Source organism: Patescibacteria group bacterium, from assembly GCA_028692545.1.
Classification (GTDB): Bacteria; Patescibacteriota; Patescibacteriia; order UBA1558; family S5-K13; genus STD2-204.
In genome coordinates this window covers 49809-57935 of record JAQUXC010000007.1, presented here as the reverse complement: position 1 = coordinate 57935, position 8127 = coordinate 49809, and the positions used below count along the sequence as shown (strand labels likewise).

Below are 8127 nucleotides of genomic sequence, written 5' to 3'. Positions count from 1 at the left end.
ATTTGGAACACTCCTTATGAATGGCTAAATTATTACAATTTTAAAAGAATACATTTAACCCTTAACGGACTTACTCCTCATGAAAAGTATTTAGAAAGTGTAACCCTTGACTGTTAACTGTACATAGGACGAGATACCACCCGCCGGGTGAGGCACCCGGCGGGTGGGATTAAATTGCCTAAAGTAATCAAATTTGATATTCTTAAGTAATGGAAAGAGTCAGTAAGAAACAATTTTATTGGCCAATTTTAGGTCATAGAAATGTATTAGAATATTTACAGAGTTTGATTACAAATAAGAATTTTTGTCGTACTTATCTCTTCTCAGGACCAAAAGATATTGGCAAGAAAACAATGGCAGATTATTTTATGCAATCAATATTTTGCGAGAAATATAATTGTTTAGATGAAAAAGATAAATGTTTTCCATGCGGAGTTTGTGTTAGCTGTATAGAGGCAAAAAAACATATTCATCCAGATTTTATATCAATAGATTTGGAAGATGATAAAAAAAATATCTCAATAGACTCTATAAGAGAATTCAAGGAAAAATTTTACCTAACTCCAATAAAGTCTATTTACAAAGTTGCTATAATAAACAATGCAGATCACTTGAGTGATGAAGCATCAAATGCACTTTTAAAAATTATAGAAGATTCACCAAAAAATTCTGTTGTTATATTTATTTCAGAAAATCCAGATTTTATTTTACCAACTATAAAATCTAGAGCAGAACATATTATATTCAACAGTGTAGCAAAAGATGAAATTTTTGATCATTTGAAAAATTCTGGGCTTAATTCTGATATTGCAAAAGAATTATCTGAGTTTTCAGCAGGACTTCCTGGTATCTCTATTTATTATTCCAAAAATTTGGAGCATTGGGAAAAATACAAAGAAGATTTGAGAAACATTTTGGAAATTATAGACAACCCTGTAAATGATAAATTCAAATTTATTGAAGAACAGATTAAATTGTCAAAAACATACCCAAACCAATATATTTATTTTGATAATTTATTAAGCATATATTCTAGGTTTGCTAGGGATTTGATGGTATATAAATTAAATGAAAATATAGATTTGATACATCCATTTTTGGAAGATGTTATTTCAAAAATTTCTTCAAAATATGATAGTATAGATTTATTGGATTTTTATAAAAAAATTATAGATAGCAAAAAAATGCTTTATCAAAATGTAAATCCAAAAATTATATTTGAAAATTTATTGTTAATTTAATTAAATAATCTAAAGAAAGTTATTTAATAAAAAAATATGAAAATAAAAATTAGACTAGCGTTACTTATGATTCCACTTTTTTTAACGGGGTGTGTGATAAATTTTAATAATGGAAAAACGAGTATTGATTCTGGATTTTTTGTAAGTTTTGATAAGGGAAAAACATGGACTCAGAAAACGGAATTTTTTACTGTTGGTGATGATAAAGTTTTTTTCAAAACGGCAAATGTAACATTTTTAAAACTTGACCCAAAAGATCCAAAAGCAATTTACTTAGGGACTGTTGGAGATGGACTTTTGTATACATTTAATAGTGGAAATGGGTGGTTCAAAACTTTGTCTGGAAAAGGTGCGATAAATGATATAGCTATTGATCCAAAAGATAAGTGTACATTGTATGTAGCTGTAGTAAATAAAATATATAAATCAGATGATTGTGCTAGAAATTGGGACGAGGTTTATGTAGAGGGTCTACCAAATCAAACAATAAATGCTGTTGCAGTCGATTATTTTAATAATAATAAAGTTTATTTTGCTACAAGTGGTGGTGGGCTTTTTAAAAGTACTGACTATGGTAAATCATGGAGTTCTATTAATTGGTTCAATAATCCTATAAAGAAAATAATTATAAATCCAAAAAATTCATCTAAAATTTATGTTGCTACAAATACTGCTGGTATTTTTAAGTCAAGCGATGAGGGAGCTACTTGGTTAAATATTTCAGATGTTATAAAAGATAAAAATAAGGATATAAATTCATATAGAGATTTAGAAATTGATCTTACAAAAGATGATGCTTTGCTTTATGCAAATAAATATGGATTATTTTATTCAGCTGACGGAGGTGTCAGTTGGAAAGAATATAAATTACTTACAAAACCTAATGCTATAAATATATATTCTATTGCTATGAACCCAAACAATGCAAAAGAAATATATTATACTACTGCAAAGGCTTTGTATAAGAGTTCTGATGGGGGAGATGAATGGACAAATGAATCATTAAAAACATCAAAAACACCTGTTGATATGATGATAAGTCCATTGGATTCTAACATTATATTTATTGGAGTAAGAGAAATAAAAAAATAAATTAATAATTAATAATCTCATTTAGTCGAGCTAAACTCGATTACAGAGTAAATAAAATTTATGTCACAATTTATAGAAATTCACAATGAGGATTTTCAAAAAGCTATTTCACATTTCAAAGATGAAATTGAAAAATTAAAAGTAGGTAGAGCAACTCCACTTTTACTTGAAGGAGTTTTTGTGGATAGCTATGGAACAAGAACGCCATTAAAACAAGTAGCATCTATTTCTGTTCCAGAGACAACAATGCTTGTAATAGAACCGTGGGATAAGAGTTTGTTAAAAGACATAGAACGTGCTATTGCATCTGCAAATTTAGATTTATCTTTGAGTATATCTGATACTTCAATAAGAGCAAAAGTACAAGCACTTACAGAGGAAAAAAGAATTCATATTGTAAAATTATTACACGAGATAAAAGAAAATGCTAAAGTTAGTCTAAGACAAGTAAGAGAAAAAATAAAAAAACAAATAGAACAACAAGAAAAAGATAAGGAAATATCCGAAGATGATAGATTTAATTATATAAAAGAATTAGATGAAGTTGTAAAATTGAAAACTCAAGAATTGGAAGAAATATCAAAGAAAAAAGAAGAAGAAATAATGAAAATATAGGCTATTTGTTTATTCTAAATTAATAAATAAACCCAACTACTCATTCGAGTTTGAGTTTGATAGCTCAATTCTCGTAGTCGAAGATAGGCGGGTAAGAAAATAAAATATAATGTTATTATCAATAATTACTTTTTTAATAGTGTTGGGTATAATTGTTTTTGTTCATGAAATAGGACATTTTTACACTGCAATAAAATTAGGCGTAGGAGTAGAGGAATTTGGATTTGGATTTCCACCAAGAATTTTTGGAATTAGAAAAAAAGGAATTTTGTATTCTTTAAATGCTATTCCACTAGGTGGATTTGTAAAAATAAAAGGAGAATCTGGTGAAAGTCATGATAGTGATAGTTTTTTATCTCAACCTATATGGAAAAGAGCTATAATACTTTTTGCTGGAGTTTTTATGAATTGGATTTTTGCTTTTGTTCTTATAACTATAGGATATTTTATAGGACTACCCACTATTATTGATTCAACTGAGATAAAAGGCGCAAATATAAGAGATGAAAAGGTACAAGTAATGTACATTTATCCAGATTCAGAGGCTTATAAAAGTGGTTTTGAGCTTGGAGATTATATAATATCTGTTGATGGAAGTGTATTTAATAAATCATCAGATTTACAATATTATTTGAAAGAAAATATAGATAATAATTTCGATTTTGAGGTTTTAAGAGGAAAAGATAATTTAAATATCAAATCAAGTGCAAGTCTTATTCCGGATTATTCTCAAGATGAAAAAGTTTTGGGATTTGGTATTGTAGATAGCGCTGTGGTCTCATATAAGTGGTATAAAGCTCCAATTGAAGGTTTAAAAACCACCGCATCTGTAACATATGCTATATTTGATGCACTTTATAATGTAATAAAAGGAGTATTTCAAGGTAAGGGTTCAGGAGATATTTCTGGCCCAGTTGGAGTAGCGGTATTTACTGGGAAAGCAGTGGATAGAGGATTTATATACATTTTGCAATTTATGGCTCTTTTGTCTTTGAACCTAGGAGTTTTAAATGCACTTCCATTTCCAGCTCTTGATGGTGGTAGGTTATTATTCTTGTTTATAGAAAAAATTAGAGCTAAGAAAGTAAATGAAAGAATTGAGAATATTATTCATAATATTGGGTTTAGTCTTCTTATGATGCTTATAGTTTTAGTAACATACAAAGATATAATAAAATTCTTTTTTACAAAATAATATGGATTTCAAAGTAAAGGTGTTATTGTCAAAAAACATAAACGATGTTTTGAGAGATTGTGGGTATAGACTACATCCAAAGTATGGAGATAGTTATATTAAAAGACTTTCAAGCATATCATATTATCCTAGACTTCATTTATATTTAAAAGAAAAAGAAAATATTTATAATTTTAGTTTGCATTTAGATCAAAAAAAGGTTTCTTACAAAGGTCAAAGGGCTCATAGTGGTGATTATGATGATGTTGTAATAGAAAAAGAAGCAGAAAGAATTATAAGCATTTTGAGTAAAAATAAAAAATAATAATCAATAAAACTTTTAGTTATAAAATTAAAATATATGAAACAATCTGATTTATTTACAAGAACATTAAAAGAATCTCCAAAAGATGAAACAAGTTTAAATGCCCAACTTCTTATAAGAGCTAGTTTTATTTACAAAGAAATGGCAGGTGTTTATGTTTATTTGCCACTTGGACTTAGAGTCTTGAATAAAATAAATAATATTATAAGAGAGGAAATGAATGCTATTGGAGGACAGGAATTGCTTTTAACCGCATTGCAGAATTCAGAATTATGGAAGAAAACAGATCGTTGGGATGATGAAAAAGTAGATAATTGGTTTAAAACAAGACTTAAAAATGATACAGAATTAGGACTTGGTTTTACACATGAAGAGCCACTTACAAATATAATGAAAAATTACATAAATTCTTATAAAGATCTTCCAAAATATGCATATCAAATACAGGTCAAATTTAGAAACGAAATGAGATCAAAAAGTGGTATTATGCGTTGTCGTGAATTTCTTATGAAAGATTTATATTCTTTTTCAAAAGACGAAAAAGAGCACAATGATTTTTATGAAAAGTCCAAAATTGCTTATATGAAAATATTTGATAGATGTGGATTAGGCGACAAAACATTTTTAACATTTGCGTCAGGTGGTGTGTTTAGTAAATATTCACATGAGTTTCAAACTCTTACTAACTCTGGAGAAGATACTATATATGTTGATAAGAACAAAAAAATAGCAATAAATAAAGAAGTTTATAATGATGAAGTTTTGAATAATTTGAGATTAAATAAAAAAGATTTAGTAGAAGAAAAAGCGGTTGAAGTTGGAAATATTTTTACATTAGGAACTAGATTCTCAGATCCATTAGGACTCAAATTTACAGATGAAAATGGGAAGCAGAAGTTGGTATTTATGGGGAGCTATGGAATAGGGCCTGGTAGAGTAATGGGGACTGTTGCTGAAATTCACAATGATAAAGATGGACTTATTTGGCCAAAGGCTATTGCACCATATTATATACATATTTTAGATCTTAGAAAAAATATGAAAAGTGATGAATATTTGGTTTTACAAAAGGCAAATTTTGAAGTACTATATGATAACCGAGAGATAAGTGCTGGTGTTAAATTCAAGGATTCTGATCTAATAGGTATTCCTTATCAAGTAATTCTTAGTGATAAATTAGAAGACAAATTGGAATTAAAAGTTAGGGGAACAAAAGAGTTAAAGATTTTAACGATAGAAGAATTAATAAATTTTTTAAACAAACCTGCTTGTTAGTGAGTAGGGAATAAAAATAAATGTTGAAGAATTTTTTTGGAAAATTTTCAAAAGATATAGCGGTTGATTTGGGTACATCAAATACTTTGGTTTATGTAAAAGATAAGGGAATTATAATAAATGAACCCTCTGTTGTAGCTATAAATACAAGAACAGATCAGATATTGTCAGTAGGAGAAGATGCAAGAAGAATGTTGGGCAAAACTCCACCTCATATTTTGGCCGTACAACCACTTAGAAGCGGTATAATTTCTGATTTTGAAGTTACAGAAAAAATGATGAGATATTTTATTGAAAAAGTTCACAAAGAATCTTTTTCTCTTGTGCCAAGACCTAGAATTATAATAGGTATACCACTTGATATTACAGAAGTTGAAAGAAAGGCAGTAGAGGATGTAGCAATAAGTGCTGGAGCAAGAGAAGTTTTTCTTATAGAACAACCAATGGCAGCTGCTATCGGTAGTCGTTTACCAATACAAGAACCAAATGGAAATATGATTATAGAAATTGGTGGAGGAAAAACAGAAATAGCAGTTATATCACTTGGTGGCATAGTTACATCAAAATCTTTAAAAATCGCAGGAGAAAAATTGGATAATGATATTATAGATTATATAAGAGAAAAGTATAATATATTTTTAGGGGATAGATCTGCAGAAACTGCAAAAATAAAGGTTGGAAATGTACTTACACTTGAAAAATCCTTAAGAACAAAATGCAGAGGTAGAAATTTATTAAATGGTTTACCAAGAGAGATAATTGTAAAAAGTGATGAAATAAGAGATGCAATAAAGAGATCTGTAGATATTATAATAAGTGCAGTAAAGGATGTTGTAGAACAAACTCCACCAGAGTTAGTATCTGATTTATATCAAAGGGGAATGGTAATATCAGGTGGAGGAGCAGCTCTTAGAGGATTAGATAAACTTATATACGAAGAAACTAAAATTCCTGTAACTATAGCAGATGATTCCCTTACAACTGTTGTAAGAGGTATTGGTATGGTTTTAGAGGATTTTGATAATTTGAAAGAATTATTACTTCCTCCGACAGTTGATAAATCATATAGATAAAGAATTAAATTTATTTTATGGTTCCAAAATTAAAAAAGAAAAATTTATTCTGGATTTTTGTTGTTGGTATAGTAATTATACTTTTGCACTACTATGGAATTATATCTCCTTTAGAAAATTTATTTTTTAAAGCTTTTTCTCCGTTAAGAAATAAGGTGTATTCTACTAGTAAAGATGTTAATATTTTTGCTTTTATAAATGATTATAAAAGTCTTAAGAAAGAAAATGAAGAATTAAGTATAAAAAATATTAATAATATTATAGATGAAAGTTATATTAAGAAATTAGAAGAAGAAAATGAAGTTTTGAAAAAGAGTCTTTCTTATTTTGAAAATTCTAATAAAGAATTTGTTGTTGCAAAAGTGATTTCAGGTTTTAATTTAGAAAGTAATAATATATTGGTTATAAATAGAGGGTCTAGACATGGAATAGATATTGGCATGCCAGTTGTTTTTCAGGAGGGGGTAATAGTTGGGGTTATAATAAAAGTAGATAAAGAATTTTCAGATATTTTGTTGTTAAGTGATAAAAATAGTCTTATTACATCTACTATATATGGTCAAGATAAAACAAATGGGATAATAAAAGGAGATTTAGATTATGGTTTAGAGATGGATTATATACCTATTGATACACAAATAAATGAAGGTGATATCGTTGTCAGTGCGGGGTTAGAAAAAGAAATTCCAAATGGACTTGTAATAGGGCAAATAAAAGAAGTAATAGTTGAAAGAGGAGACTTTTTTAAAAAAGCTATAGTTTATCCATCCGTTGAGTATCAAAATTTAAATTTTGTAAGTGTAATAAAAAAATTCTAGACATGAAAAAATATATTATAGTTATTCTTTTATCACTACTATTTGTATTAATACAATCTAGTTTTAATTTTGGTGTTTTTAGAGTAAATTTATTATTTTTGTTTCTTGTCTATTTATTATTTTTTTATGATGTAAATTACGCTATAGTAGTTTTGCCAATGGTTCTGTTGATGGATCTTTTTTCTCTTAATTTTGGGGCATATTTTTTAGCATTATTTTTTGTATTAATTTTTTTGTATTATATATATCATAATGTTTTTTCAGATAATAAATTAATAGTTTATTTGGGTTTAAATTTTTCTGGATTAGTTCTTTTTTACGTTATTTATTATATTTTTAATTTATTAATAAGTTTCTTAAAATTGGGATTTTATATGTTTAATTTTCATTTTATTTTCAAAGAATTTTTATTAAGTATGACTTTTAATTTACTCATTAGTTTATTTTTATATATATTAGCAAACTTTTTTTCAAGAAAGTTTAAGGATAGATTAATGGTTGTAAGGGATTAATA

At 27.5% G+C, this 8127-nt stretch carries 9 protein-coding genes; all 9 read left to right on the top strand.

Going from position 1 to position 8127, the window contains the following annotated elements:
- The first annotated feature begins 209 nt into the window (after window positions 1-209).
- The 9 genes from PHZ07_03660 (at window position 210) to PHZ07_03620 (ending at window position 8125) form a co-directional block, all read left to right on the top strand.
- The gene (locus tag PHZ07_03660; protein ID MDD3284663.1) at window positions 210-1241 is read left to right on the top strand and encodes a hypothetical protein; all 1032 of its coding nucleotides are present in this window, start codon (window positions 210-212) and stop codon (window positions 1239-1241) included.
- A 36-nt stretch (window positions 1242-1277) separates the two neighbouring features.
- Complete coding sequence (locus tag PHZ07_03655; GenBank protein ID MDD3284662.1) at window positions 1278-2333, top strand: YCF48-related protein; 1056 nt, start codon at window positions 1278-1280, stop codon at window positions 2331-2333.
- Window positions 2334-2393: 60 nt separating this feature from the next.
- The gene (gene frr / locus PHZ07_03650) at window positions 2394-2948 is read left to right on the top strand and encodes a ribosome recycling factor (protein ID MDD3284661.1); all 555 of its coding nucleotides are present in this window, start codon (window positions 2394-2396) and stop codon (window positions 2946-2948) included.
- 109 nt (window positions 2949-3057) lie between these two features.
- Window positions 3058-4143 carry an RIP metalloprotease RseP gene (rseP, locus tag PHZ07_03645; protein MDD3284660.1) on the top strand — a complete coding sequence of 362 codons (1086 nt, stop codon included), beginning with the start codon at window positions 3058-3060 and terminating at the stop codon, window positions 4141-4143.
- A 1-nt stretch (window position 4144) separates the two neighbouring features.
- A complete protein-coding gene (locus PHZ07_03640) occupies window positions 4145-4447 on the top strand; it encodes a hypothetical protein (GenBank protein MDD3284659.1) in 303 nt (100 codons plus the stop codon).
- Between the two features lie 36 nt (window positions 4448-4483).
- Entirely contained in the window at window positions 4484-5722 is a 1239-nt protein-coding gene (locus PHZ07_03635) for a His/Gly/Thr/Pro-type tRNA ligase C-terminal domain-containing protein (protein ID MDD3284658.1), read from the top strand.
- Window positions 5723-5742: 20 nt separating this feature from the next.
- Complete coding sequence (locus tag PHZ07_03630) at window positions 5743-6795, top strand: rod shape-determining protein (protein MDD3284657.1); 1053 nt, start codon at window positions 5743-5745, stop codon at window positions 6793-6795.
- A 17-nt stretch (window positions 6796-6812) separates the two neighbouring features.
- Window positions 6813-7613 (top strand): rod shape-determining protein MreC, encoded by an 801-nt coding sequence (gene mreC, locus PHZ07_03625; GenBank protein ID MDD3284656.1) that lies wholly within the window; start codon window positions 6813-6815, stop codon window positions 7611-7613.
- Window positions 7614-7615: 2 nt separating this feature from the next.
- Window positions 7616-8125 (top strand): hypothetical protein, encoded by a 510-nt coding sequence (locus tag PHZ07_03620; GenBank protein MDD3284655.1) that lies wholly within the window; start codon window positions 7616-7618, stop codon window positions 8123-8125.
- Window positions 8126-8127 lie beyond the last annotated feature (2 nt).